The organism is Croceitalea marina (assembly GCF_042684265.1).
GTDB lineage: Bacteria > Bacteroidota > Bacteroidia > Flavobacteriales > Flavobacteriaceae > Croceitalea > Croceitalea marina.
In genome coordinates, this window is sequence record NZ_JBHULB010000011.1 from 75,861 (window position 1) to 101,362 (window position 25,502).

A 25,502-nucleotide genomic window follows, 5' to 3' on the forward strand; every position below is an offset into this window, starting at 1 on the left:
ATTATATCGATTTTAATTCTAGACTGTTCTTTTTGCCTTCAAGCTTACCGAACAACTCGTTAAGCTTTGTTTCGCGGTACTCGAAGATTTGTTGTAATTGTTTTTTTACCACCAAAGGATAGGCCAATTGCCCCAAAAACCCGAACGGAATTTTATAATCAATGATGTCTTCCATTTCTACCCCACCATCAATTTCTTTTATAAAGTGCTTGTGGTGCCATAAGGCGTAAGGTCCAAAACGCTGTTCATCTACAAAATATTCGCCTTCTTTTACATGGGTAATTTCAGTAACCCATTTGGTACTATATCCTGCGAAAGGCCTAACTATATATTGTATAATCTGGCCTTGAAACATGGGCCTGTCAGCCCCGTCCAAAATTGTAAAACCCATGTGGTCTGGTGTTATTACAGCTAAGTTTTTGGGGTCAGATAAAAAGTTCCAAGCTTCTATCTTAGAAATTGGTAAGGCCTGTTTGGCTTTTAATTGGTAAAGTTTCATAAAAGAATTTTAACAAATATAATTGTAATTTTGTTTAATTTGAAATAAGAAAAGTTAAACAAAAATTAATAAACTTTTCATCTTAGAAAAAAAGGTTGACTTGGCAAGACCTGCTCATTTTTCAAATTAAAATGGCTTGTTATTTAAGCATTTGTTAACATATCCAGCTTTTCATTATAACTAGTTTTGTTTTCTAATCGATTAAACACTGATATCATGAAAAAATTAGTATTATTTTCTTTTGTGGCCCTATTGACATGTACCTTGAGTGCACAGATAACTACGCCACAACCAAGTACCTCTTCAAAAATTTGGCAGACGGTAGGTTTAACAGAGGTTACCGTTGATTACTCTAGACCATCAATGCGTGGAAGAACAATTTATGGTGATCTGGTACCTTTTGGTAAACTGTGGAGAACGGGAGCGAATGCCTACACAAAAATTGGTTTTGATAAGGATGTAACTATTGCAAACCAAGACGTTAAAGCTGGCACATACTCAATTTTCACAAAGCCTGGAAAAGAGAATTGGGAAGTATTCTTTTACACTGATACCCAAGGTGGAGGAACCCCAAGAAATTGGGACGATGCTAAGGTAGTAGCAAAAACTACGGTTCCGGTTTATAAAATGGATATGCCCGTAGAAACATTCACAATAACTATTGATGATGTTACCAATAATGGTGCTAATCTTGGTATTATTTGGGAGAACACTTATGTGGCAGTTCCTTTCGGAGTTAAAACAGATGCCGAGGTAGTGAAGAGTATCGAAAAAGTAATGGCAGGACCTTCAGCAGGTGATTATTATGCAGCTGCCGTATACTATGCCAATGAGGGCAAAGATATTGGAAAAGCTAAAGAATGGATGGACAAGGCTATGGCGATGGTTGAAAAACCAGCTTTCTGGCAGCTAAGACAACAGTCTCTAATTCTAGCAAAGTCAGGTGATAAAAAAGGCGCAATAGCGACTGCGAAAAAATCACTTGCCGCTGCCGAAGAAGCAGGCAATATGGACTATGTTAAGATGAACAAAGATTCGCTAAAAGAGTGGGGAGCTTTATAGTTAAAACTTAATTTTCGAATTGAACCCTGGCAATTGTGTCAGGGTTTTTATTTTCCAATACATTACAGTTAAAAGTTTTCCAATTAGATTTTTTGACAATTTCGGTTTCGTTGAAACTTTCTCCATCACCTTTTTGTTCGAAAACCAGGTTCTGAACATAGCACTTATCTTCTTTATTTGCTATCATTGAGGCGCTTCTAGACCTTGCAACAATTTGCCCGTATTCGTTAAAAGTTAACGCCCATCTTTTACTTGTAATAATAACTTCAGCAACTATGAATTCTGCACCCCTTTCATTTGCAGTTTTGATAAAATCTAGTTCTAAGGTCGTATCATAGAGCACTGCATTTGGCAAAACATCGACTTTGTCATAATGTTTGGGTACAGTTACTTGTTGTGCGATAGATTCCGATTTGCCAACAGAGTTACATGAAACAAGAATTGTAATACAAAGTAATGAGACTATTTTATGCATAACTGGTTTTTTATGCTAAAGTAGTCGGGATGGTAACCCACATAAACCCTGTTTTCAGGGATTTTGATAATCGTACGCTTTTAGAATATTAAACTTCGATAGGCGGTTTACGCAAGGTTCGGTCAAAAGCTTCGATAAGGGCGGCAACAGCGATAACGAGTCCGCAACCAATGGCATTAAGCCATAGATAGCCTAGTTTTTCTTGTCCACTTTCGTAAGGGGCAATCAAAACAAAGTATAGGATAAAGATGATAATCTGGGTGATAATTGCGGCGACAAATACCGCGTTACCTTTTACAAATTTGAAGAAAAACGCCAATAAAAATATGCCCAAAACATTACCATAAAATATGGAGCCAATAATATTCACTAGCTGAATCAAGTTATCAAAAAGGTCGGCAACACAGGCAATAAGAATAGCGATAATACCCCAAATTAAAGTGAAAAATTTACTAGCGTTCAAGTAATGCTTTTGGGTAAAATCACCCTTTTTATTTCTTTTATATAAGTCCAAGGCCGTTATAGTACCAAGTGCATTTAATTCAGAAGCAGTTGAAGACATTGCTGCAGATAAAATAACCGCCAATAGCAAGCCTACAAGGCCTATTGGCAAGTTGTTTAAAATGAAATGAATAAATACATAATCTTTATCATTGGTCTGCACGTTTTCATCTGCCTTACTAATTAAGTCTTTTGCCGTGTTTCGCCCAGCCATTTCTGATTTGTTAACCGCAATAACATCTATTTTGGCCTGTTCTATCGCATTTAAATCTTTAAGCTTGAGCGCCGAAGAAAACTCGCTTTGCGCCATCTTCTTTTCTAATTGTAATTCGATATGACCTTCTTGTAACGCTTTATAATCTTCTGAATACGCTGAGTTTAAAACCGCTTCGGTAGCCGCTGGATTAAAATTTAGGGGAGAAGGATTATACTGGTAAAAGATAAATACCATAACACCCACCAAAAGAATAAAGAATTGCATGGGTATTTTAAGAATGCCGTTGAAAATTAGGCCAAGTTGACTTTCCCTAACCGATTTTCCGGATAGGTAGCGCTGTACCTGGCTCTGATCGGTGCCAAAATAGGCCAGCATTAAAAAGAAACCACCGGTAATACCGCTCCAAAAGGTATATCTATTTTTTGGATCAAAATCGAAGTTTAAAATATTCAGCTTGCCATTTGCACCAGCAAGTTTTAAAGTTTCGCTAAAGGAAATGTCGGATGGAAGACTACCTAAAATAAAAAAGAAAACAAAAAACATCCCCGTCATAATTACGAACATTTGTTGCTTGTGTGTCACGCTCACCGCTTTTGTTCCACCGGAAACGGTATATAAGATTACAAGAACTCCAATTATAATATTTAGGGTCAGTAGGTTCCAACCTAAAACTGCCGATAAAATTATGGAGGGTGCAAATATGGTTATCCCAGCGGCCAATCCACGTTGTATGAGAAAGAGAATAGCTGTTAGGGTCCTGGTTTTTAAGTCAAAACGTTTTTCTAAAAGTTCGTAGGCGGTATATACCTTAAGCTTGTGATAAATAGGTATAAATACGCCGCAAATAACAATCATTGCGATAGGAAGACCAAAATAGAACTGAACAAAGCCCATTCCATCGTGAAAAGCTTGCCCGGGGGTAGATAAAAAAGTTATAGCACTGGCCTGTGTAGCCATTACCGACAGCCCTATAGTCCACCATTTGGTATCGCTTCCGCCTTTTACATAATCTTCAACGCTTTTGCTTCCCTTTGTTTTCCATACTCCGTATCCAACTATCGTCAAAAGAGTTCCTACGAGCACGATCCAGTCCAGTAACTCCATAAACTATAAATTTCCTTTCATTAAAAAGTAGAAAACCAGAATATAAAGCATGTTGAGGACTAACACGATGGTATATTCCTTTTTCCAAATAAATGATTCGGTATTGTCGCTACTTTCCTTTGATTCCATTTTCTGTTTGATGGTTTTCTTTTCCTATGGAAAGCATATTTGCAAATAATTTATAAGCCCCGGGAACACCTGCGGGCAGCTCTCTGAAAAAGCTCAAACCGGTATAAATATAGTTCCCTTTTCCGTAAGGTGCTACCAATAAACTTCCTGTTTTTGGATTTTCTCCCTCATCGTTCATAGACAAGATAGGTGTAAATTCTTTACTCCACTCATTCGGAAAGTATAAACCACGTTCTTGTACCCATCCATCAAAATCATTTTGGGTGATTGTATTAGGAAAATTAATCAATGAATGGTTCTTGGCCAATATCTCCACTTCCGCATTTTCATTGGTCACCCTATCGCGAGATATGGTAATAGGGTAGGGGGCTATATTTTTAAATTGCTCTCTCCAGCGCCCGGCGGTGTTGTATTGAATAATTAGGTTTCCGCCCTCTTTGACATAATCGAGTAAAAAAGCTTGTTTAAATTTAAGTTCTTCAACCACATTATACGCCCTAATTCCTACTACAATGCCATCATATTTGCTTAGCGAACCTTCTTGAATATTGTTAACCGCTATAGTTTCTACGTTGTATCCTATCTGTTCTAGACTTTCAGGAACTTTATCGCCAGCACCGACGACGTATCCAATATTATTTCCACTTTTTAGAATGTTCAAACGAACAACTTTTGTTTCTGAAGGCAGTAGTATGGATTGTTTAGGAACATGGTCGTAATTAATTTCGACCAACTTTCTAGTGTACGAGTTTCCATTTACCGTTATTATTGGAAAAATACTTCCTTCACTTTCTTGTTTTGGAGGGCTTACCTTAAAAAGAAAATTTTGGACATCATTTTTTTGAGCAATTTCAAAGTCGATTGAGGACGGACTAATAGACCAACCCTTAGGATGATTCAGAACTACCGTGCCTGAAATCTTATCTCTTCCTGCCCTGATTGAAAGCGTAATCTCTTTTGCACTATTATCGGCAAATAAAACAACGTCATCTTTAAAACTGGATGTTACTTCTGGCAGCACTACAAAAGGTTCATAAATTTCACCTTTGTCCGGTTTCGAATAGTGATAGACTATTGGTTTTTTAAAGTTTAAAATGCTACCGTTAAAGTCCAACTCATAATTTACCATAAATGCTGGCGGAGTTTCTGGTTTACCGATTAAAGATTTGTCGCTTACCTCATACATGCCCAGACTTCCTTTTGTATCAAGCCAATATGGGGTCGTAAATGCCGCGTTCTTTGGAATGGTAAGATCGAGCTCTAAGTTTTCTTTCTTGTTGGTTGCCAAATTTACCGCTTGCCGAATCGAAGCACCTGTGTTTTCGATTACCACAGCATTAAGTTTAATTTTAGAATTGCTTCGGTTTAAAGCCTCAACTACAATTTTTAAGGTCTCGCCTCTGGTGGCTGAAGAGCTAGATGCATTTGCCTCTAGATAAAGCCCCGAACATGCAAAAATAATATCCTTTAAATGCTCAGATTTAAGTTCTCTCCAATGCTTATCTTCAACCTTTTGGAGTAATGTATAGGCTTCTAGTAACTTAGGAATATGCGATGAAGGGTTTCTAAAGTCAAAATTCTTTTCAACTTCATATAAAATTTCACCAATTGCCTCACCGCCTTTCACTCTGGACCAAGTCGTATTAATACCATCAAAAATATTGTTTTTATTTTCTGGCAAATCACCTTTTAATAGTTCTATGTATTCATCTTGCGAACCTCTTGTTGATATGCGACCAAAACCTTGGCAGAGATGTTGACTGCTCGCCAAAGAAGCAATTTCATTATTTGATTTACCAAATGCAGGGTAGTAAACGCCAACATCCATTTTCAACATATTAGACTTGTCCACTTTATCAAATGCTTCTTGACTGCCATAACGCCACCATGAGGTATTATAAAAAAGACGTTTAGGTTGCCAAACATCTGTACTTTCTAAATGTTCTGGATATACATCTTCACTCGCTGCCAAATCAAAAGCCTCCATACTTAATATGGCAGAAGAGGTGTGGTGTCCATGGGTTCTGCCAGCTCTTCTGTGGTCAAATCGATTTATGATTACATCTGGCTTCAAGTTTCTAATTGTCCAAATAACGTCTCCTAAAACTTGCTCTTTGTTCCAAATCTCTAGTGTTTCATCAGGATGCTTTGAATAACCAAAGTCATTTGCGCGGGTAAATCGTTGTTCACCGCCATCAACTCTTCTTGCGGCCAATAATTCTTGTGTTCTTAATACGCCAAGCAATTCACGTAGCTCGGCACCGATCAAATTCTGACCGCCATCACCTCTTGTTAGCGATAAATATGCCGTACGCGCTTTGGTGTGGTTTGCTAAATAAGATATTAGTCGGGTATTTTCATCATCTGGATGCGCAGCTAAATAGAGTGCTGTACCCAAGAAGTTAAGCTTTTTAAGTTCGTGATGAATATCGTTAGATGATAGCTTTTTTGGAGTCTGGGCCGTAATACTTATACAGAGTAATAGACAGACTAGAACAAAAGCCCTTGTATATTGCATAGTTGGTTATTTAATTATCCCCAAATATAGAAAGATTAGCTACCTAGAAGTTTAGATTTAGAACTTCTTTAACAGCCTAAAAATGCTGTTCAAGGTCTTCACCCGTAGCTACTTGTTTTTGAATGAGTACCACACCTTTTTGCAACAACAAATTGTTAGGATAGGTAAGTAGCTCGCCATCATCCTTTTTAAGATTGATATTAAAGGCTTGAATATCTATAATAATGGCTTCTTCAGGAAAGTCTTTATCGAGTATTCGAATTCTATCTCCAATTTTAAAAGGAAAATAAAAGAATAAGATAATACCGGCAGTAATATTGCTTAAAATAGACCAGCTGGCGAACAAGGCAACACCTAAAACCGCAAAGAAAGATGATAGAATAAGACCTAACTCCTTAAAATCTACTTTCCAAATAAAAAGCAATGCAATAAGAATTAAAGTAATTAGGGCAAAGGTTAGGTACCTGCCTACCAAAACAGTTCTTACCTGATTGATATCGCTTTTACGACCAATACGTCTAATCGTTTTTACCAGTAAAAAACGAAGAAAAAGAAAAACAGCAAATGCAATAAAAGTACCTGCCAACTCACTTTGAAATTCTTCAACAAAGCTTTTTAATGCAATCATAGACCTAAACTATCTCTTAAGGCGATAAATTTATTTGAATTTTGCCTCCAATAAGGTGTTTTGATACTTTTTATTTTCGTTCCTGTTGAAGAAAGGATTTTCGCACTAGGACCATAACCGCTCTTGAACTCTTCCTTCCAGCTTTCTATTGAATATGGAAAATCTGTTGTGAAATTAATGGTCAGTTTGCGAATATCGGCACCATAGTCGATAGTATAAGAACTCATTCCGTTAGACGTTGTTAAGCTGGCCTCGGCCTTTAGCGCTTGCATATCTTGGTGCTTTGTTCTAAAAAACTCTAAGGATGGTACAATGTCAATTTCCCCAATAGGAAGGTTATCTGGGTTAATTCTAATTTTGTTCCATATTTCATTTTCAAGAATAACCTTATCTAATTTTAAATTTTGGTCTGCTTCCCCCTCAAAGTAGGAATGTGATGTAAATTCAAATTCTTCCCTATTGTTAAGTTGTGAATAGACATGGCCGCACCACTCTTGAACCGACAAACTAGTTTTTAGCGCATGTTGGTTGTCATGAACGGGATAAAAAGTACTGCTCATTATAGAATAGGGGTAAATTCCGGTTAAATATTTTTTAGTAGCATTTAGTTTTAGAACAGGAACATTGCTTGCATTACTTCCATCCGCTTTCACCTGAACTTCCGGTAGAAAAGGTTCCGTTACATAAATAAGCACAGCGGTTCCTTCTCTTAGTTCGCCATACCTCGCTTGCTGCAACTTGTATGATGTTATTTCAGCATTACCGGCATACCAATACTTTTTAAACGCTTCGGACAACGGTTTTTTTGGAGATTTTTTTTCAACCTTTTTTGTTTCTTCTGTATTTAGAGCCAATTCTTTAGAAGTTGAACCAGATTTTTCTTTACAGCTTTCAAATGTCACTATGGTTAATGCGAAAAGTACTATGAGAAGTTCAAATCGAATCCACTTTTTCATAACTAATGGTTTTTGCCAAAATTAACCAACAATACCTAGGCAACAATAGCCATTAACGTTTTGTAAACTAATTGCGTAGGTAAACCGACTACATTGGTGTAAAGGCCTCTAATTTCTTCGATACCAATAAGTCCGATCCATTCTTGAATTCCGTATGCACCAGCTTTATCATAGGGCTTAAAGGTCTCGATGTAGTATGCTATTTCTTCAACGGTCAATTCGGCAAGTTTCACTTTGGTTGTAGCGCTAACTACTTTTTGTTGGGTTTTGGTAGTAAAGCATACCGAAGTAATAACTTCATGCCATTGCCCTGATAATTTTTTGAGCATTTCTTTGGCTTCAACTTCACTTTCTGCTTTGGCCAGAGATTCATTCTGATGCCATACAACGGTATCTGAAGTAACCAAAATTTCGTTGGTCTTCAATCTATCCGTGAATACAGATGATTTTAGTTTAGCCAAATAAGAGGCTATTTCTTCTCCTTTAAGTTCTTTCGGATATACTTCTTCGACCGGTTTTAATTGTACCTCAAATTCTACTCCTAAATCCTCAAAGAATTTTTTCCTTCGGGGTGAACCAGAAGCTAAAATTAGCTTGTAATCCTTTAACTTTTCTGCCAGTGGATTTTTAATCATTCGCGGCACTAAAGTTTGAATTCCAATCCCCTCGAACTTTTAAAACCTGTTCTATGATATCTCGTACACAGCCTTCCCCGCCATTTTTATGGGAAACATAATCGCAAATCGATTTTACTTCGGCTACTGCATTTTGCGGACATGTCGCCAATTGCACCATCTTCATAGGAGGTATGTCAGGTACATCATCACCCATATATAGAACGTTTTCGGGCTTAATTGAATGGATGTCTAAATATTCATCAAGAGGGTTTTGTTTATGATGCGCACCTAAATAAATATCGGTTACACCAAGGGCCTTAAATCTATTACGAACCCCTTCATTATTGCCTCCGGAGATAATACAAACATTGTAACCTTTTTGCAACGCGGTCTTTAACGCATACCCATCTTTGACATTCATTTTCCGAAGCATTTCTCCTTTAGTGGTAATGAGTAAGGTACCATCGGTAAAAACACCGTCAACATCAAAAATAAAAGTAGTTATCTGGTTGAGGTATTCTTTATAATTTTTTTTCATTTTGCTCTTTAATAGATTCGCTTATCAGCTGATATAGTTTCTTCTGTATCGGATTTTCTAGTGCGTCTAGGTGCTTTTGCATGGTTAAAATGTCATTACGTTTCGCAGGACCTGTTTGTGCTTTATCGGGACTCAAAAATCGTAATTTATTGGCAGTTTCAGATATAAGAGGTTTTAATAAGTCAAAAGGAAGTTCTTCTTTACTACAGATTTCTTGACCTATGACGTACATATGATTGGTAAAGTTATTTACAAAAACAGCTGCCAGATGTAATTTCTCTCGCTGAGCCGATGATACTAGATGTACCCTTTCGGAAATTTTGTGTGCAAGTACTTCTAAAATTTTCAAATCTTGTAAAGTATCGGCTTCGATGCAAATAGGAATACTACTAAAGTCAACCTCTTTTTTAGGCGAAAAGGTTTGTAGGGGATAAAAAACACCTTTTCTGGCTGCTACTACATTATCTTTAGAAACGCTACCAGAGGTATGTACGACCATACCTTTTTTAGTTACCAATAGCTTAGAAACTTCTGAAATGGCGTCGTCATTTACGGCAACAATATAAACATCGGCATCTATAATATTTTCAGGAACAGAAGTAACCGCACATTTAGCCTCAAAAGAAGATAGTGAGCGGATGTTTCGTCCAAAAACCTGTATTACCTGAATATCTTCTTTGGGATAGAAAGCATCAAATAGATGGTGGGCCACGTTACCAGTGCCTATAAGTACTACTGAAAGCATGCGCAAAAGTACAAATTTCATTACGGGAACACATTGAGAAAGAATTAACAATTTTGTTGAACTATTTAGTGTGGTTTGTTCATTTTCAAAAAGCAAAAACGCCGTACTTTTGCATGCCAAAGACAGATTTATGTTCGACTTGCTCAAGAAAACGCTTTTCTCCACTCGTTTAATGGCAGTTCTCTTCTTGGCTTTCGCCGTTGCTATGGGTATTGGCACTTTTATTGAAACCTGGTATAGCACTGAAACAGCAAGAATATATATTTATAATGCCACTTGGTTCGAGGTAATCATGGTGTTTTTTGTCATAAATTTTTCGGGCAATATTTTTAGGTATAATCTACTACAGTGGAAAAAATGGCCAGTTTTAATGCTGCACTTATCTTGGATTCTTATCATAGTGGGGGCAGGAATAACAAGATATTTGGGTTTTGAGGGTATGATGCCGATTCGCGAAGGTAATGCCGAAAAGGTGTTCTACTCAGATAAAACCTATTTAACTGTTTTTGTAGATGGCGAGATTAACGGTGATACGCGTCGAAGGGTTTTAGAAGACGATATTTTAGTTACCCCTGAGGGTAAACGTTCAAGTCTCCCATGGAAGAGTGATTTTAACGGACAGCCTTTTCAAATAGATTTTATTGATTTTAAATGGGGCGCTAATAAAGAATGGGTTGCGGACGAAACGGGAAAAAATTATCTAAAAATAGTGGAGGCCGGTGATGGGCAACGCCATGAACATTATTTAGAGGATGGAAAAATTGCCAACATCCACAATATTCTTTTTAGCTTAAATAAAGAGACTCAAGGCGCTATCAATATATTCACTACCGATAGTGTTTATACTATCAAGGCTGCATTTGATGGGGGTTTTATGCGAATGGCGGACCAATTTAAAGGTGAAGTCTTCAAAGATAGTCTGCAACAACTTCAATTACGGTCGCTATATACCATGGCCGGAACTCAATTCGTAATACCAGAACCGGTAACAAAAGGTAAATACATAGCAGTACCATCAACAGTTCCAACGGCTAGAGATGGGGTTAAGGATACTTTGATTCTTGAGATAACTACTAATGGAAAAACCAGCATTCAAAAATTAACTGGTGAAAAGGGCATGTCCGATTTTTCAGATAAATTTTCACTAGGTGAACTGGATTTTTCTTTGAAATATGGTTCCAAAGCTTACGAGTTACCGTTTAATGTTAAGTTGAATGATTTTATTGCTGAAAAGTATCCAGGTACTGAGAGTAGTTATAAATCTTTTATGAGTAAAATTACCGTTGAAGATGAGCGCTCTTTTGATTACGACATATTTATGAATCATGTACTTGACCATAAAGGATATCGCTTTTTTCAAGCTAGTTTTATGCCCGATGAAAAAGGGACTATTTTATCAGTAAATCATGATAGGTGGGGCACTTGGGTTACCTATGCCGGTTATTTTTTGCTATACATTGGCTTGATGGGTATTATGTTCTTTGGTAAAACGCGCTTCAAAGATTTGACTAAATTGTTGGATAAATTGAAGGCTAAAAAAGAGACTTTATCCCTAATTGTATTTTTATTCTGTTCACTTGGTATTATTGCCCAAAATGCAAATGATGCTCACGCCCACAATGGCCTACCTACACAATTTCAGATAGACTCCGTTTTAAAGGCAACAACAGTCTCTAAGGAACATGCCGATAAATTCGGAACTTTAATTATTCAAGACGAAGGCGGGCGTATGAAGCCTATTCATACTTTTTCTTCTGAATTACTACGTAGAATTAGTGGTAAAAATTCATATAAGGATTTAAACTCAAACCAAGTCTTTATCTCGATGATGCTAAACCCAGTGCTTTGGTATAACACTGAGTTTATTTCTCTAGGGGAAAAAGGAAATGATAGTATTAGAAAAATTGTTGGTGTAGCGAAAAAGCAGAAGTTTGTTAAGGCCACCGACTTTTTTGATGCTAAGGGCAATTATAAGTTACAACCTTATATTCGAGAGGCAACTTCTACGACTAATCCTAATAAATTTCAAAAAGACTTTAAGAAAGCCTCTGAGCGGTTGAGCCTGTTAGATGTCGCTTTAAGCGGAAAGATGATGAAGATATTTCCCTTATTGAACGATGAAAATAATAAATGGATTGCTGCTGTTGAATATCGTTCTGGACAGTTTCAGGTACAAGACTCCTTGTATGCCAATTTTATGAATAATGCTATTCCGTATTATTTAAATACTGTTAAAAATGCCATTGTATCAGGTGATTATACCGAGTCTAATAAATTGTTGGAAGCCTTTCATCAAAATCAGAAAAATCATGGGTCTGAGGTTTTGCCTAGCGACCAAAAGATTAAAACCGAAATAATTTATAATAAGATAGGCATTTTTAACCGTTTATACCAATACTACGTAATGGTTGGGGGGCTGCTGTTCTTCATCTTAATTTTTAGAATATTTAAAGACCGTGAGATATGGAAAGCAGCCACATACTTCTTTAAGGGCTTAATTATTTTATTATTTGTTTGGCATACAGCGGGCTTGGTTTTGCGCTGGTATATTTCTGGTCACGCACCATGGAGTGATGCTTATGAAAGTATTTTGTATGTTTCTTGGGCTACCATGGGCATGGGTCTATTGCTTGGAATTCGTAAAAGTGATTTGACACTTGCAGCAAGTGCTTTTGTAACCGCCTTGTTGTTGTGGGTCGCGCATCAAAGTTGGGTTGATCCAGAAATTGCCAATCTACAACCGGTATTAGATAGTTATTGGTTGATGATACATGTTGCGGTAATTGTAGGAAGCTACGGCCCTTTAACCGTGGGTATGATATTAGGGGTAGTATCTTTATTACTGATCACGCTTACTAACAAAAAGAATAAAAAACGTATAGACATTAATCTTAAAGAGCTCACCACCATTAATGAACTAGCTTTAACAGTTGGTTTAGTTATGCTGACCATAGGAAATTTTCTTGGAGGACAATGGGCCAACGAAAGTTGGGGTCGCTATTGGGGCTGGGATCCAAAAGAAACTTGGGCCTTAATTTCAATAATGATTTATGCTTTTGTCCTACACATGAGATTGGTACCAGGCTTAAGGGGCAGATGGACTTTTAGTTTTGCAAGTATCGTAGCTTATGCAAGTATTATGATGACTTATTTTGGGGTAAATTTTTATCTCTCTGGATTACATAGCTATGCGAGCGGAGATCAAGTTATAACGCCAAATTTTATATGGTACACAGTTCTTGGGGTTTTTATTTTAGGAGGAATTAGCCTTTGGAGGTATAAGGTCAACTATTCAAAATAGAACTGAAAATTGGAGTTTTAATTTTTTTTGCCATCTTTGTATCATTATGAAGTTATAGAAATTATGTATTCGATAGATGTCACGGCCGCAAGGCGATTTAATTAGCTGAAACACTTTTTCGGCTAAGGCATCATTTTCTTTTTACTAACATAATTTCAGTCATAATGACATCACAACAACAACCTTTATCAATAAAAAAACTATTTCATTATTTTATAAGTGCCGTAACAGGTAAAGAAACGGAGTTCACTTCTGGTAGTATTCGTAAGGCAATTTTCATGCTTTCCATCCCTATGATTCTAGAAATGATGATGGAGTCCATTTTCGCCATTGTCGATATTGCCTATGTTTCTCAAGTGAGCGTTAACGCAGTGGCCACCATTGGGTTAACGGAGTCCGTTGTAACTTTGGTATATGCCGTAGCAATAGGGTTAAGTATTGCCGCCACTGCTGTCGTAGCACGCCGAGTGGGAGAGAAAGATATTCAAGGAGCTCGAAATGCCGCAGTACAGGCAATATTTTTAGGAGTTTTAATTGCCTTGGTAGTAGGTATAATAGGTTTTTTATACCATAAAGAGATACTTGCCCTTATGGGGGCAGAACCCGATTTGATTGCCGAAGGGGCAGGGTATACCAAATGGCTTCTTGGAGGTAATATTACCATTCTTTTATTATTCTTGATCAATGCTATTTTTCGCGGTGCCGGTGACGCATCCATTGCTATGTGGACCCTTATTCTATCAAACGGATTGAATATCATTTTAGACCCATTTTTTATATTCGGATGGGGTCCTTTTCCAGAATTGGGCGTTATGGGTGCAGCTGTCGCTACCAATATTGGCCGTGGATCTGCAGTTTTGTTTCAGCTTGGCATCCTATTTTTTGGTTGGGGCAAAATTAAACTTGTGTTAAAGGATATCTCGCTAAATATTGGTGTAATGCTAAATCTAATTAAAGTTTCCCTTGGTGGTATTGCGCAATTTTTAATTGGTACATCGAGCTGGGTATTTTTAATGCGTATCATGTCAGAATTTGGCAGTGAAGTATTGGCCGGGTACACTATTGCGATTAGAGTAATACTATTTACATTAATGCCCTCTTGGGGTATGAGTAATGCTGCTGCGACTCTTGTAGGTCAGAATTTAGGTGCAAACCAACCCGAAAGGGCGGAGACCTCTGTCTGGAAAACCGGCAAGTACAATGCTATCTTTATGGGTATTGTTTCACTTGTATATCTTCTTTTTGCTGAGCAAATTGTAGGGTGGTTCAATACAAATCCGGTGGTTGTCAAAAATGGGGCCCTCTGTTTACAGATTATTGCCTTGGGCTATATATTTTATGCTTATGGTATGGTCGTTACCCAAGCTTTTAATGGTTCGGGGGATACAAGAACACCTACAAGGCTTAATTTAATTGCCTTCTGGATGTTTCAGTTACCAATGGCATATCTTTTGGCTTTAACTTTTGATTTTGGGGCAATGGGCGTTTTTATCGCTATTACGGCTGCCCAAGTATTTTTGGCCATACTTTCTATGATTTGGTTTAAGAAAGGAAGGTGGAAAACAATACAAGTCTAGTAATTCTTTTATCTCCACAAATTCATAGCAAGTTTGTTACAAATGATTTCGTTAAATTTAAAAATTCAAAAAACGATTTCCTTATGAATAAAAGTTTTAAAGGAATTAATACGATTTGCACGCATGTTGGCGAAGTAAAAGATGAACAATTTAAAGGTGCTGTTTCCCCAATATATATGTCCTCTTCCTATGCTTTTGAAGATGTTGACGTCAAAAGATATCCAAGATATTTTAATACACCCAACCAAGAAGCATTGTCCAAGAAAATTGCAGCTTTAGAGCATGCCGAGAGTGCTCTTATTTTTGGTAGCGGAATGGCAGCAATAAGTCATGCCTTAATGGCATTTTTAAAAGCCGGCGACCATGTTTTATTGCAACAAACCTTATATGGTGGCACGTATAACTTTGCTGTGACCCAGTTTGAAAAATATGGTATTGAATACTCTTTCACTGAAGGTTGGACAGTTGAAGATTTTGAAAAGAAAATAAAACCGAATACTAAAGTAATTTATATAGAAACGCCTTCAAATCCGCTTTTAACGATTACTGATATGGAAGGGGTGGCAAATTTATCTAAACAGCATGGGCTCATTTCTATGATTGATAATACGTTTGCTAGTCCTGTAAATCAGAATCCGATTGATTTTGGTATTGATATCGTCCTTCATAGTGCCACAAAGTATATGGGCGGACATTCAGATATTTGTGCCGGCGCAGTTGTGGCATCTAAAGAACACATTCATACGATTTGGGAATCCTCTATTTGTTTTGGGGGAAGTTTAAGTGACCAAACTGTTTGGTTGTTAGAACGTAGTTTGAAGACTATGGGGTTGCGGATAAAAGCCCAAAATGAGAATGCCCAGAAAATGGCAGAGTTTTTGGCTTACCATCAAGATGTTGATGCGGTTTATTATCCAGGATTGGGAAGTCATCCTGACCATGAAATCGCAAAAAAACAAATGAACGGATTTGGCGGAATGCTTTCTTTTGAATTAAAAGAAGGCATAAATGCATCGGAGTTCATGAAAAATTTACAACTAATTAAACCTTCTATGAGCTTGGCCGGAGTGGAGAGTACGGTACTTTTACCCGTATTAACTTCGCATTCATTGATGTCGACCGAGGATAGGGCCAAGCAGGGTATCAAAGATGGACTAATCCGTTTTTCTGTTGGAATAGAGGAAGTAGAAGATTTGATAACAGATATTGAGCAAGCCTTGGCGCAGCTAAAGTCAAAAAAAGTTTTGGTATAATGAAGTTAGATATTTTGGTTTTTGGAGCGCACCCAGATGATGCTGAGCTAGGGGCAGGGGCAACTATAGCAAAAGAGGTGGCCAAAGGTAAAAAAGTTGGAATAATAGATTTGACCCGAGGGGAGTTAGGTACTCGTGGCACTGCTGAAATTAGGGATTCAGAGGCCAGTGCAGCGGCAAAAGTTTTAGGTATCTCCGTACGCGAAAATCTAGGTTTTGCAGATGGTTTTTTTGTTAATGATAGAACACATCAATTAGAAATAATTAAGATACTTCGTAAGTATAGACCAGAGATTGTTTTATGCAATGCTATCGATGACCGTCATATCGATCATGGAAAAGGTAGTAAGTTGGTCAGTGATGCCTGCTTTTTAAGCGGACTAAAAAAAATAAGCACCGAGCAAGATGATAATGGAGGGCTTCAGGAGCCGTGGAGACCTAAAGTTGTATATCATTATATACAGTGGAAAGATTTGGTTCCAGATTTTGTAGTGGATGTTACAGGTTTTATCGATAAAAAAACAGACGCTATTCTTGCCTATAGCTCACAGTTCTTTGACCCAAACAGTAATGAGCCTGAAACACCCATTAGTAGTAAGAATTTTATAGATAGCGTGAATTATCGGGCCCGAGATTTAGGGCGATTGATAGGTGTTGAGTATGCCGAAGGTTTTACAGTAGAGCGTTATTTGGCCGTTGATAGCATAAGCGATTTAATCTAGCCTGCCTGTTTGTATTTAGACCTTTCTTTAGGTAGGGTGAAATAGAATATAGATCCTTTGTTAACCTTGCTGTCTACCCATATTTTACCATTATTTTTTTCAACCATTTCTCGGCATAGTGATAAACCAAGTCCGGTTCCTTTTTCGTTATTGGTACCATAGGTGGTAACATTTGAATAATCGGATAATATTTTTTCTTGCATATCCAAAGTCATTCCTACCCCCGTATCTTTTACTTGAACTTTCCAATGGTTTCCATCGTCAACCGTAGAAATAGTAATTAACCCATTTTCTGGGGTGAACTTTAAAGAATTGCTAATGAGGTTTCTAATTACAATATCTATCTGATTTTGATCTGCCCATGCATTTGGGGCATCTTTAATGTGATTAATAATTTTGATGGATTTATTCTCGGCCATTTCAGATAATAACTTTATGTTTCTATCCACAAGATTGGTAATGGAGAAGTTTTTAGGTTTTGTCAATGAACCGTTCATTTGTGACTGCCCCCAAGACAATAAGTTGTTTAAGGTGAAGAATACATTGTCTACATCTGACTTTAATTTAGGAATGAATGAGTTCAGTTCTTCCTTCTTAATATCCCCGTTAGAGAACATACGTAATAATTCTTGTAAAGCTCCGATAGGACCTCTTAAATCATGACCAATAATCGAAAAGAGTTTGTTCTTGGTTTTATTGATTTCATTTAGTTCTATTTCTCGCTTTTGAATTAAGATTGTTTTATGGTTAAGTTTTCTGTTCAAACGTTTCTGCATGTTTTGACTACGGACTACGAGGAACATGATGGCGCCAAGTATCAGAACGATCGATAAGGTTGAATAGATTATGATACGTTGCTTGGCAAGAACTTTTTCATTCTCTTCGATAAGCAACTCTTTTTGTTTTTCATAGTTTAACTTTGCCTTTAACAATGATAAACTTTTCTTATTATCATCTCTTGCTAGAGAATCCGTTAGTTTCTTATGTAACTCATGATATAGTAGCGCGTTGGTATAATCGTTATTCTTTTTACTTATCTTGTATAGGGTATTGGCGCAGTCTTTTTGACCATTAATAGAGTTTATTGCGTTGGCCACTGCGTACCCTTTTTTAGCATATACCATTGCCAAGCTATCTTTTTCAAGACCTAAATAGGTTTGTGAAATTCCATTCAACATATCAATTTGGCCTCTTTTATCATCTATTTTATCATGAATTAGATTGCTCTGCTCGTACCAATATAAGGCCCATTTGTATTTTTTCTGGTCAAGGTAAATTCGTCCTTTAACTTCATAGGCAAAAGCCAGCCAATCAAGAATTTGATGTTTTTCGAAGACCGAGATACCCTTATTTACGTTAAACATTGCATAGTCAAACCTTTTCATTTGCGAATAGGTCCATGCCATATTGCTAAAAGTCTGAGCTGAAGGAATCTCCTCGCCAATTTCCTCATTAATGGCTACTGTTTTTTCGTAGAACTTTAAAGCCTGCGCATAGTCTTTTTGAGATGTATAAAGACCGGCAATATTTTCATTTATTATTGATAATAGAAATTTATCATCTATTTCGGTGGCCAGATCTATACCTTTTAGATAACTACTTAAAGCCTTAGAATAGTCTCCTAGATACCCATATTCACTAGCAATATTGTTTATTAAGTCGAGCTCTTGACTTTTTTTCATACCAGTTCTATCAATGGAGAGGGCTTTTTCATAGTTCTCTAGAGCGATTGCACTTTTCCCTTTTTCAGAGTAGTAATTACCGTAAAGGGCGTAACCTTCAATAATACCATATTTATAATCTGTCGCTATACTTAAGTTTAAGGCCTTCTTAGAAATTGTTAAAAGGCTATCCGAATTTGAAAAACGGTAATATTGACCAAGACTAATAATAGCTTTAATATAAGAACTATCTTTCTCTGAAAACCCCTCTTTTAACCGTAATTCTCTGATAATATTGGAAACACTATCGATTTGTTGCTGTTGCGCGTGAATAGATGGCAAGACAATACCAAAGAACATACAGAAGAGAATGTTCTTTAAAATGAATTTCCAAACAGTTTTTGGAATAAGCGTATTCATATTGACCAATGGTAGGTTTCAAAAGTAAATGTACTTTACATGTCTTTGGGGTACTAACAATTGTTGTGAACTACCGAATTTTGTGTGTTTTGGCATTAAAAACCTGTATTTCGTCGATGTTTTTACTATATTTCAGGTTTTAGGAATTGTAATTATAAAGCAGCTTCCATTAGGTGAATTGGGTTCAATTTTAAGCAGACTATTATTTTTTTGAAGTAGTTCCTTACATATAGAAAGACCAAGACCTGTTCCCTTTTCATTGTTTGTTCCCTTGGTCGAATACATTTTATCCTGATTAAAAAGTTTGGAGTATGTATTTTCATCGATGCCAATGCCCGTATCGCAAATTTTAATTGTAGTATGGATTGAAGTACTGTCAGAACAAATTTCTATTTCCCCATTATTAGGAGTAAATTTAATGGCGTTGCTTATAAGGTTTCGAAAGATTATTCTAAGATGCTCACAGTCGAAATCTACAATATACTCTGCCGTTATTTTATTTCTTATTTGAATATTTTTTTTAAGGGCTTCAATGCTGAAAACAGCAATGGTATCGGCTACTATCTTTGTGATATTCATTTTAGAAGGGTCGGCCCTTATGCCGTCCATTTGGCTTTGAGCCCAATAGAGTAGGTTGTTGAGGGTAAAAGTACTATAATCTACATTGTTTTGAATTCTTGGGGTTAAGGCTATCATCTCTTTAGGCGAAATAGCTTTGTCTTTAAATAATTCAAGTAGCTCTTTTAATGTATTTAGAGGTGTTTTTAAGTCATGGCCGATAATAGAGAATATTCTGTCTTTAGTGCTATTTATCTCTTTGAGTTTTCTATTTGCTTCTTTTTGATTACTATTATTTTGACGTATGAGCATTGCTATGATCAAGGATATGATCAGTGCAAATACGATAACCCGGTTAACCGATTTCTGTTGTGAGAGTTTTTTTTCGTTTTCTAGTTTTATCCGTAGCTGTTCCTTGTCAAATTCTTGTTTAGCTCTTAAAAATTTCAGATTATTAATTTTACCAGCCACATTTATCTTTAGACTTAGGCTGTCAAAGGCCCTTTGATAGGTAATCATTTTCGGAAGATTTCCTATTTGAAACTCTAGCTCCTTCAAATAAAAATAGGACTGTTTAATGAACCTTTGGTCGTTTATTTTTTTAGCAAGCGAGTGCATTTCAAGGATATATGGCTCCGCCTTTTTTAACTCATTCTTATTGATATAAATCTTGGAAAAGAGCTCATTAGCCTGCAGCTCATCCCTTGGGTTATCTATGAGTTTAAGTATACTGTCTGATTTCTGATTCCAACTTAGAGCGGTATCGAACATACGTTTGGCAACAAAGTATCTCGCATTCACTCTATAAATTCTTGAGATCCATAAAAGATTTTGTGTTTTTGCCAAAAAGTCAATGCTTTTATCTATATAAACCCTTGCCATTTTCAAGTCTCCTTTGTCTAAGGCATTTAGAGCAATATTTGATTTTGTAATTGCCAGATCCATTGCGTCTCCAGATATATTCCAGAGACTGTCGGCAATAATATATTCTTCTTGAGCTTCATCGTACAGATTATTTGACCAATATACGTAGCCTAGATTATGCCTTAATGTTGCTTCTGTTTTTTTAAGATTATTATTCTTGGCAATACTTATCGCCTTATATGAGCTATCAAAACCTTTCTTTATGTCTTCATTAAAAAAATGGTTCAAAGACATGCTCTTTAAAAGTTCCACCAATAATTTTGGATGCTCGTTGATTAGTAATTGATTTTGAATTGATTTGTAGACCTCATCGGCTTTTTTAGGATTTCCAATATCGGAATAATAGTCTCCTTGTCTTATGCTGGCCTCTATTTCCCCATCAAAATAAGATATTCTTTGACTACTATTCAGAGCTTTATCGGCGTAAAACTTTAAACTATCAGGATTTATAAATCGGTAAGAGTGTGCAAGTTTGTTTAAAATGGAAACATATTCTGTTGTCTCTGCGGCGTTTTCAGAAAATAACTTGAGTTTTAGTTGTAAACTGTCTCTTGTATTGGTTTGCGATATTAAGTGAGAAGACGAAAAAAAGAATATCAGGATGAAAAACAGTCTTTCTTTAGCGATTGAATAAAAATTAAACAATAATATCATTAAATGAAACTCCCTATTTTACATTAAGTAAGGAAGTTAGTAATAATTACACTTAATTTTTTATTAATCCAAACTTTTATTTTGAATGATAGAACAAAAAAAATTACATTTGCAACCGTAAAAATGGTGGTTGTAGCTCAGCTGGTTAGAGCATCGGTTTGTGGTACCGAGGGTCGCCGGTTCGAACCCGGTCTTCCACCCCAATAAAAATAAAGCCTCCTAATTAGGAGGCTTTATTCGTTTTCGAAGGTTTTTACTTATTTAGAAGCTTTATCCACCTCTGGTTTTTTATCCCTATTTGCTATTTCCCAAGCAGTATGAAATACTAGTCTGGTTCTGTTTTCTAGCAGGTCGTAGTTTATTTTATCAGGCGTATCCCCGGGTTTATGATAATCGGCATGTGTACCGTTAAAATAAAAGATAATCGGAATATTGTTCTTAGCAAAGTTATAATGGTCACTTCTATAGTAAAAACGATTAGGGTCGTTTTCATCATTAAAGGTGTAATCTAATTCTATATTGGTGTATTTAGCGTTAATTTCTTCAGAAAGCTCATGAAGTTCGGTGCTAAGTTTATCTGAACCAATGAGATAAACATAGTTTCTATTACCTTCTCTTTTCGGGTCGATACGACCAATCATATCAATATTTAAATTAGCCACTGTTTGCTCAAGCGGAAAAATCGGATTGTAATCTGTGTAATATTTTGAACCTAAAAGCCCTTTTTCCTCTCCCGTGACGTGAAGAAAAACAACCGACCTCTTTGGTCCGTTACCTTCTGTTGCCGCTTTTTTGAAAGCTTCGGCAATTTCTAAGAGCGCCACACTACCAGAACCGTCATCATCAGCTCCATTATTTATCTGTCCGTCCGCGGTTACCCCGATATGGTCTAAGTGAGATGATATGATAAGATATTCGTTAGGCTTTTCAGAACCTTTGATAATTGCAGCAACATTTTCTGAGTCAATTTTATCGTTTGCACTTTGCACTTCCAATTGCAAATCTACAGGTAACTTAGCGGGTTTGTTATCGCTATTGATATCATCTTTCAATGCAGATGCCGCTTTTTCGTTTAGAAGTACGATAAAGTTTTCTGATGTCTCAGCGGCAAGGCCCATTCTACCTGCGTCATTGGTCTTCATGTAATCAAAATAGCGCTTAAAACGACTGAAATTCTGACCGTCATAATACAAGGCTCCAATGGCCCCTTTAGAAAATGCAAGGGCAGATTTTTTACCCATTGCTTCTGACATATTGCTCCAGACCGATTTTTCATCAGAACCAGAAAGCACATAAGTGCCATCATCATTCATTGGTTCACCAGACTTTATTAACAAAATTTTGCCCGTAACATCTAAATTTTTGTAATCTGAGTAGTTTTCTTCTTCAACTCCATAGCCGACATAATCTATTTCTTGAGGATTACCTTGTGCCGAAGTAAATGTTAAAAGGTCTTCACCTAACTCATAGATATTTCCATTTATTTTGATGCTGCCTGTAGGGACTTTTCCAATTTCCAAAGGCACTTTCTGAAAATAATCACCATTGGTTTGCGCCGCGGGAATACCGAGTGTTTCATAGTGTTTCTTTAAATAGGCAATTGCCTTTTTCTGCCCGGGTTTGCCTGTTTCTCGGCCTTCAAACTCATCAGATGCATATGTATACAAATGCTCTTTCAATTCATCTTCGGTAATGGTTGCTGCATATGTTACAGGGTCTGCTTGCTGCACTGTAACAATATTCTCTTTAGTAGAAATAGTTTTTTGAGAAGAATTGCATGCAGCTACTAAACCTACAGCAATTAAAAATACTTTTTTCATCAGATAAATTTAAAAATGAAGTTGGCCAAAAATAACTAAAAGATTAATAAACTGATGATTCTCAGTTAATTTACTTTTCAAAGCTTTATGTATCTTGTTAAGAATTTTAAAACTATAAAAATGTACTTCAATTGGGAGGGTGTTATGCCCGCGGTGACTACCAAATTCACGGATGATGATACCTTGGATTTAGATATGTTCGCCGTAAATATAAAGGCACAAATTGATGCAGGCGTTCATGGACTTGTACTTGGCGGAACCTTGGGTGAGGCAAGTACGCTTACAGATGATGAAAAACGTGTTTTAATTGAAACAACTGTAGGTTTAGCAGATGGAAGGTTGCCTGTAATTATAAATATAGCGGAACAGTCTACCAAAGATGCCATCAGGGCGGCTGATAACGCCGATAAATATGGTGCTGATGGATTAATGATGCTGCCTCCAATGCGATATAAATCAACTGATTACGAAACTGTAACCTATTTTGAAACGGTAGCTAAAAGCACCGATTTACCAATTATGATTTACAATAACCCAGTAGATTATAAAATTGAGGTAACCTTAGATATGTTAGATCAACTTTTAAAGCTTGACAATATTCAGGCGGTTAAAGAATCTACTCGAAATGTTTCTAACGTCACACGAATTAAAAATAAGTTCAAAAATCGTTTGAAAGTTCTCTGTGGGGTAGATACTTTGGCCTTAGAAAGTATTCTAATGGGAGCTGATGGGTGGGTTGCAGGTTTGGTTTGCGCGTTTCCAAGGGAGACGGTAGCTATTTATGAACTCGCTAAAGCGGGAAGGATAGATGAGGCGATACGTATTTACCGTTGGTTTTTACCTTTGTTAGAGCTAGATATTAATCCGCAATTGGTTCAAAATATTAAACTGGCCGAGGTAGCTACGGGTATTGGAACAGAGAATGTAAGGGCACCAAGGCTTCCTTTACAAGGACCTGAAAGAGAACGAGTACTCGAAATCATCGAACAAGGAGTTAAAACTAGACCTGATCTACCAGATTACAAATCATTATGATTACAGGAAAAAATTATATCGGAAATAAGCTTTCCAGTTCAGGAAACAAAACCTTCACCACATTCAACCCAGAATCGAATACCGAAAATTATTGGAAGCTTTATGAAGCCTCTGACGCTGAAGTTGACGAAGCTATGCGACTAGCTCATGATGCCTTTAAAGTATACAAAACTATGCCAGGGAGGCGTAAAGGTGATTTTCTAAACCATATCGCCCTTGAGATAGAAGCTTTAGGCGATAAGCTGATAAAGGTATATTGTGAAGAAACCGGTCTACCTGAGGGTAGAGCAAAAGGGGAACGCGCAAGAACGGTAGGTCAATTAAGAATGTTTGCCAATTTAGTAGAAGAAGGTTCATGGGTACAAGCAACAATTGATACAGCTTTGCCCGATAGAGCTCCTATGGCAAAGCCTGATTTACGAAAAATGATGCTGCCTCTAGGACCTGTAGTGGTTTTTGGAGCTAGTAATTTTCCTTTGGCGTATTCTACGGCCGGAGGAGATACAGCAAGTGCATTAGCATCTGGCTGTCCAGTTGTGGTGAAAAGTCACCCCATGCATGCAGGTACCGGAGAATTAGTGGCTTCGGCAATTATAAGGGCAGCAGAGAAAACAGGTATGCCAAATGGCGTTTTTTCTAACCTCAATAGTAGCGGTATCGAAGTTGGCAAGAAGTTGGTAGAACATCCACTCTCGAAAGCAATCGGTTTTACGGGAAGTATTAAGGGGGGAAGAGCACTCTATGATATGGCAGCTAATCGTGAAGAACCAATACCTGTTTTTGCCGAAATGGGAAGCGTAAATCCAGTTGTATTTCTTCCTCGGGCATTAAAAGAGAAAGGCAAAACTTTGGCAAAGACCTACGCTGGTTCGATTACTTTGGGGGCAGGGCAGTTCTGCACTAATCCTGGGTTGCTTTTTGCCATAGATAGTGTTGAGTTGGACTCATTTATTGAAGAATTGGCCACAGAAATAGTAAAAGTCAAGCCTTTTTGTATGCTAAACCCTCAAATAAAGAAGTATTACCAGGCCAATAAGTCTAAAGTTCAAAGTGAGACCGGTGTGCAAATAAAAGCTAGTTTAGATGACAGTCCAGATAATTACGCAAATCAGGCATTGGCAATAGTTTCGGGTTCTACATTTATAGTGAATAAATCATTGCAAAATGAAGTTTTTGGGCCGTTTTCGATGATTGTAAAATGCAGTAGCATAAAGGAACTCGAAAGTGCAATAACTGTTTTAGAAGGACAATTAACAGGAACTATTGTTTCTGAAAACAATGAAATTTTCTACTATAAAGAAGTAGTGGCCGCTCTTCAAAACAGGGTAGGGCGTTTAATTTTTAATGGTGTTCCTACCGGAGTAGAGGTTTGTTCGGCTATGCAACACGGTGGGCCATATCCGGCATCGACTGACAGTCGGTTCGGTGCTGTTGGTTCACAGGCCATATACCGATGGGTAAGGCCGGTAAGTTTTCAAAATTGGCCAAATGAATTACTACCGCTGGAGCTTCAAGATGATAATCCACTCGAAATCAACAGAACTTTAAATGGTGATTTGATTCAAAACAATAGTAAACGATAATTGAA

Annotated in this window: 19 protein-coding genes and 1 tRNA gene; 8 read left to right on the plus strand and 12 right to left on the minus strand. The window is 37.0% G+C overall.

The annotated features are described in order from the left end of the window. Position 1: 1 nt before the first annotated feature. On the minus strand, positions 2-499 hold the full coding sequence (locus tag ACFSQJ_RS09310) for an SRPBCC family protein (protein WP_377766686.1): 498 nt from the start codon (positions 497-499) through the stop codon (positions 2-4). Positions 500-715: 216 nt separating this feature from the next. On the opposite strand from ACFSQJ_RS09310, the gene ACFSQJ_RS09315 reads away from it, so the two are divergent. Next, entirely contained in the window at positions 716-1,561 is an 846-nt protein-coding gene (locus tag ACFSQJ_RS09315) for a DUF2911 domain-containing protein (protein WP_377766687.1), read from the plus strand. 7 nt (positions 1,562-1,568) lie between these two features. Here ACFSQJ_RS09315 and ACFSQJ_RS09320 read toward each other — a convergent pair whose 3' ends face one another. The 8 genes from ACFSQJ_RS09320 to ACFSQJ_RS09355 all read right to left on the minus strand — a co-directional run bounded on the left by ACFSQJ_RS09320 (position 1,569) and on the right by ACFSQJ_RS09355 (position 10,010). Then, entirely contained in the window at positions 1,569-2,036 is a 468-nt protein-coding gene (locus tag ACFSQJ_RS09320; protein ID WP_377766688.1) for a hypothetical protein, read from the minus strand. A gap of 88 nt (positions 2,037-2,124) precedes the next feature. Then, a complete protein-coding gene (locus ACFSQJ_RS09325) occupies positions 2,125-3,858 on the minus strand; it encodes a sodium:solute symporter (protein ID WP_377766689.1) in 1,734 nt (577 codons plus the stop codon). Between the two features lie 109 nt (positions 3,859-3,967). Continuing rightward, a complete protein-coding gene (locus ACFSQJ_RS09330; protein ID WP_377766690.1) occupies positions 3,968-6,505 on the minus strand; it encodes a PIG-L family deacetylase in 2,538 nt (845 codons plus the stop codon). 76 nt (positions 6,506-6,581) lie between these two features. Next, positions 6,582-7,133, minus strand: coding sequence for a mechanosensitive ion channel domain-containing protein (locus tag ACFSQJ_RS09335; protein ID WP_377766691.1), 552 nt, complete (start codon positions 7,131-7,133; stop codon positions 6,582-6,584). Further along, on the minus strand, positions 7,130-8,089 hold the full coding sequence (locus ACFSQJ_RS09340; RefSeq protein ID WP_377766692.1) for a septum formation inhibitor Maf: 960 nt from the start codon (positions 8,087-8,089) through the stop codon (positions 7,130-7,132). The genes ACFSQJ_RS09335 and ACFSQJ_RS09340 overlap by 4 nt, the downstream gene beginning before the upstream one ends. Before the next feature lie 35 nt (positions 8,090-8,124). Next, positions 8,125-8,724: a Maf family nucleotide pyrophosphatase gene (locus tag ACFSQJ_RS09345; protein WP_377766693.1), complete on the minus strand. Its 600-nt coding sequence runs from the start codon at positions 8,722-8,724 to the stop codon at positions 8,125-8,127. Next, complete coding sequence (locus tag ACFSQJ_RS09350) at positions 8,717-9,244, minus strand: KdsC family phosphatase (protein ID WP_377766694.1); 528 nt, start codon at positions 9,242-9,244, stop codon at positions 8,717-8,719. The genes ACFSQJ_RS09345 and ACFSQJ_RS09350 overlap by 8 nt, the downstream gene beginning before the upstream one ends. Then, positions 9,228-10,010 (minus strand): Rossmann-like and DUF2520 domain-containing protein, encoded by a 783-nt coding sequence (locus tag ACFSQJ_RS09355; protein WP_377766695.1) that lies wholly within the window; start codon positions 10,008-10,010, stop codon positions 9,228-9,230. The genes ACFSQJ_RS09350 and ACFSQJ_RS09355 overlap by 17 nt, the downstream gene beginning before the upstream one ends. 109 nt (positions 10,011-10,119) lie before the next feature. Here ACFSQJ_RS09355 and ccsA point away from each other — a divergent pair, with 109 nt between their 5' ends. The 4 genes from ccsA to bshB1 all read left to right on the plus strand — a co-directional run bounded on the left by ccsA (position 10,120) and on the right by bshB1 (position 16,842). Next, on the plus strand, positions 10,120-13,290 hold the full coding sequence (gene ccsA / locus ACFSQJ_RS09360) for a cytochrome c biogenesis protein (protein WP_377766696.1): 3,171 nt from the start codon (positions 10,120-10,122) through the stop codon (positions 13,288-13,290). Between the two features lie 164 nt (positions 13,291-13,454). Continuing rightward, positions 13,455-14,867, plus strand: coding sequence for an MATE family efflux transporter (locus ACFSQJ_RS09365; protein WP_377766697.1), 1,413 nt, complete (start codon positions 13,455-13,457; stop codon positions 14,865-14,867). An 83-nt stretch (positions 14,868-14,950) separates the two neighbouring features. Next, positions 14,951-16,120: a trans-sulfuration enzyme family protein gene (locus ACFSQJ_RS09370; RefSeq protein ID WP_377766698.1), complete on the plus strand. Its 1,170-nt coding sequence runs from the start codon at positions 14,951-14,953 to the stop codon at positions 16,118-16,120. Beyond that, on the plus strand, positions 16,120-16,842 hold the full coding sequence (gene bshB1, locus ACFSQJ_RS09375; protein WP_377766699.1) for a bacillithiol biosynthesis deacetylase BshB1: 723 nt from the start codon (positions 16,120-16,122) through the stop codon (positions 16,840-16,842). Before ACFSQJ_RS09370 ends, bshB1 begins: the two co-directional genes overlap by 1 nt. On the opposite strand, the gene ACFSQJ_RS09380 is transcribed toward bshB1, so the two are convergent. Further along, positions 16,839-18,923 (minus strand): ATP-binding protein, encoded by a 2,085-nt coding sequence (locus ACFSQJ_RS09380; protein ID WP_377766700.1) that lies wholly within the window; start codon positions 18,921-18,923, stop codon positions 16,839-16,841. The genes bshB1 and ACFSQJ_RS09380 overlap by 4 nt on opposite strands. Positions 18,924-19,055: 132 nt before the next feature. Continuing rightward, positions 19,056-21,059 (minus strand): sensor histidine kinase, encoded by a 2,004-nt coding sequence (locus ACFSQJ_RS09385; RefSeq protein ID WP_377766701.1) that lies wholly within the window; start codon positions 21,057-21,059, stop codon positions 19,056-19,058. A 126-nt stretch (positions 21,060-21,185) separates the two neighbouring features. Between ACFSQJ_RS09385 and ACFSQJ_RS09390 the strand changes: the two genes are divergently transcribed. Then, positions 21,186-21,262, plus strand: a tRNA-His gene (locus tag ACFSQJ_RS09390). A gap of 54 nt (positions 21,263-21,316) precedes the next feature. Here ACFSQJ_RS09390 and ACFSQJ_RS09395 read toward each other — a convergent pair. After that, positions 21,317-22,879, minus strand: coding sequence for a M28 family metallopeptidase (locus ACFSQJ_RS09395; protein WP_377766702.1), 1,563 nt, complete (start codon positions 22,877-22,879; stop codon positions 21,317-21,319). Positions 22,880-22,999: 120 nt separating this feature from the next. On the opposite strand from ACFSQJ_RS09395, the gene ACFSQJ_RS09400 reads away from it, so the two are divergent. Beyond that, positions 23,000-23,914, plus strand: coding sequence for a dihydrodipicolinate synthase family protein (locus ACFSQJ_RS09400; RefSeq protein WP_377766703.1), 915 nt, complete (start codon positions 23,000-23,002; stop codon positions 23,912-23,914). Then, the gene (locus tag ACFSQJ_RS09405; RefSeq protein WP_377766704.1) at positions 23,911-25,497 is read left to right on the plus strand and encodes an aldehyde dehydrogenase (NADP(+)); all 1,587 of its coding nucleotides are present in this window, start codon (positions 23,911-23,913) and stop codon (positions 25,495-25,497) included. Before ACFSQJ_RS09400 ends, ACFSQJ_RS09405 begins: the two co-directional genes overlap by 4 nt. Positions 25,498-25,502 lie beyond the last annotated feature (5 nt).